We start from the raw sequence: 2447 nt of genomic DNA on the forward strand, positions 1-2447 counted from the left end.
ACGCCGGGACGGCGGCTCCGGAACCGGCGTCCCCGGGCCCGCCGACACCGCCGGGCACCGGGTCGGTACCACCGGAGCAGGACAGGACGGTGACCAGGGCGGCCGTGACCAGCCCGATCGACACCGAGCGTCGTCTCACCCCTCCAGGGAACCCGGTCGGTCGACGGGCTTCAACACGATCGACGGACGGTGGTGGAGCCGGGACACGGCGCGGTGGGTGCGGTTACCGTCTTTCGTCGGTTCCGCCCGCCTGTTCCCTTGACACCGACCACCGGTGCGGCAATGGTCGACACCACTCGCTCACCGTCCGTGCCAACCGTCCGACCGGGGGTCACCTGTGCCGCGTTCACGTCTGTCCCTGCTGTCCGTCGCGGTGGTGGTCGCGCTGCCACTCCTGGCCGGCACCGCCACGGCCGAACCCGCCGCCGGGCCCACGGAACCCGTCTTCGAGGACGGGCAGGCACAGCCGGTGTTCGACCCCGGCGACGCGGTGCGCGAGGAGGCATGGGTCCGCGCGGACGTCGACAGCGACCGGGACGGCGTCGACGACCGGGTGCACGTCGAGGTGGTGCGGCCGCGCGCCACCGAGCAGGGCCTGCGGGTCCCGGTGGTGTACCAGGCGAGTCCGTACTTCTCCGGCGGCAACCCGGTGACCAACCACGACGTCGACGTGGAACTGCACGTTCCCACCCGCCCCGCGGGGCCGGACCCGCGGATCACCTCCCGCTACGAGGACTACTTCCTCTCCCGGGGCTTCGCCGTGGTCTACGCCGAGTCGCTGGGCACCGGGGAGTCCACCGGGTGTCCCACGACCGGCGGGGAGAACGAGACCGTCGGCGCCGCCTCCGTGATCGACTGGTTGAACGGGCGGGCCCCGGCACGGGACGCCGAGGGCGCCCCCGTCACCGCCGACTGGAGCACCGGCAAGGCCGGGATGATCGGGGTGTCGTACAACGGCACCCTGCCGAACGCGGTGGCCTCGACCGGGATCGACGGCCTGGAGACGATCGTGCCGATCGCGGCCATCTCCGACTGGTACGACTACTACCGGGAGAACGGGGCCGTCGTCGCGCCGGGTGGCTTCCAGGGCGAGGACGCCGACGTGCTCGCCGAGTACGTCTACACCCGCGAGGACCGGGAGATCTGCCGCCCCGTCATCGACGAACTCGCGGCCCGCCAGGACCGGGTCACCGGCGACCACAACGCCTTCTGGCACGAGCGGAACTACCTCGACGACGCCCACCGGGTGCGCGCGTCGGTGCTCGCGGTGCACGGCCTCGGTGACTGGAACGTCACCGTCAGTCAGGTGGCGGACTGGTACGAGGCGCTGGCCCGCAACGGGGTCGAACGCAAAATCTGGCTGCACCAGTCCGGGCACACCGACCCCTACTACCTGCGCCGGGACGTCTGGCTGAGCACCCTGAACCGCTGGTTCTCGCACTATCTGTACGGCATCGACAACGGCGCGGACGCCGGACCGCGGGCCACCGTCCAGCGGGAGGACGGCACCTGGACCCGGGAGGCCGACTGGCCCGCGCCCGGTGCCGCGGACGCCACCCTGCATCCGAGGGCGGGCGGTGCCGAGCGCGGTGGGCTCGACCCCCGACCGGACCGGGGCAGGCCGGTGTTCGAAGAGCTCACCGACGACGCCACGGAAACGGTGGAGGAGCTCGTGGACGCTCCCGCCTCGCCGCACCGGTTGGCCTACACCACGGATCCGGCCGGGAAGCCGGTGCGGCTGAGCGGCACGCCGAGGGTGGACCTGCGGATCGCGTTCGACCGTCCCGCGGCCAACGTGACCGGTGTGCTGGTGGACCGCGCGCCGGACGGGAGTGCGCACGTCATCACCCGCGGGTGGACGGATCCGCAGAACCGGCACCACCGCGGGCACACCCAGTTCGTGCACCCGGGGGTGCCGTACCGGGTGGCGTTCGAGCTGCAACCGCAGGACTACGTGCTGGAGACCGGACACCGGCTGGAGTTCGTGGTGCTGTCCAGCGACCACGACTTCACGTTGCGGCCCGATCCGGGGACGGGCCTGGCGGTCGACGTGCGCCGGACCTCCGTCACGGTGCCGGTCGTCGGGGGCGAGCGGAGTCTGCGCGGGGCGTTCGACCCCGCCTGACCGGGGTGTCGTCCACACCCGGCCGAGGCTGTGGACAACTCCCTGTGCGGGCACGCACGGACGGCCGGGCGCCGCCATCGTGGAGCCATGACACCGCCTTCCACGACACCGACCACGGTCGACCTGCGCGCGCCGGGGGACCTGCTCGCGGCCACCCCGCAGCTGCTCGGCTTCCGCCCCACCGACTCCGTGCTCGTCATCGGGCACCGGGCGCCCACGGGCACGCGCATCGGTGCGGTCCTGCGGGCGGACCTTCCCCCGCCGGGGGACGAGCCGGACCTGGCGCGGCGGCTGCGGAACCCGTTGGCACACGACGCCGTCG

2 protein-coding genes are annotated in these 2447 nt (G+C 73.0%); both read left to right on the top strand.

Translation table 11 applies throughout. The annotated features are described in order from the left end of the window. The first annotated feature begins 337 nt into the window (after nucleotides 1-337). A complete protein-coding gene (locus ACTIR_RS0119800; RefSeq protein WP_084789629.1) occupies nucleotides 338-2125 on the top strand; it encodes a Xaa-Pro dipeptidyl-peptidase in 1788 nt (595 codons plus the stop codon). Nucleotides 2126-2212: 87 nt separating this feature from the next. Further along, on the top strand, nucleotides 2213-2447 hold a 235-nt coding region (locus ACTIR_RS26970), incomplete at its 3' end, for a DUF4192 family protein (RefSeq protein ID WP_034241171.1).

Origin of the sequence: Saccharomonospora iraqiensis subsp. iraqiensis (assembly GCF_000430445.1) — a bacterium.
GTDB classification, from domain to species: domain Bacteria; phylum Actinomycetota; class Actinomycetes; order Mycobacteriales; family Pseudonocardiaceae; genus Saccharomonospora; species Saccharomonospora iraqiensis.